Here is a 274-nt window from a genome sequence, read left to right as displayed (position 1 = left end):
TGCAGCGTATGGCGTTGAGATAGAAAGTCTGGTGCTGGAGATAAATGCACCGGCATCATCATAAAAAGTGAGCCAGTCAAATGGAAGGTATCGTTAAACTCACCGGTAGTGTCAGTGGGTCGTCTGAGACGCCTGCATGAGTTATCAGAGCCATCAGTAGTTAACTGGTGGCTTTTTTATTGTTGTCAGCTTCCGGATAACGGGAGACGGGGTATGTACCAGATGGAAAAAATCACAACGGGTGTGTCATACACCACGTCAGCGGTGGGGACGG

Annotated in this window: 1 protein-coding gene and 1 pseudogene; both read left to right on the top strand. The window is 48.9% G+C overall.

The genetic code is table 11. From position 1 onward, the window contains the following. A partial coding sequence (locus HEN33_RS27260) for a hypothetical protein (protein ID WP_373453207.1) occupies positions 1-64 on the top strand: 64 nt, incomplete at its 5' end. Positions 65-213: 149 nt separating this feature from the next. Further along, positions 214-274 (top strand): annotated as a pseudogene (locus tag HEN33_RS25850) (holin); the annotation flags it as partial.

The organism is Escherichia sp. 94.0001 (genome assembly GCF_013369155.2).
Classification (GTDB): Bacteria; Pseudomonadota; Gammaproteobacteria; order Enterobacterales; family Enterobacteriaceae; genus Escherichia; species Escherichia coli_F.
Note: the sequence above shows the minus strand (reverse complement) of the source record. Positions and strands in the feature narration are given on the sequence as shown.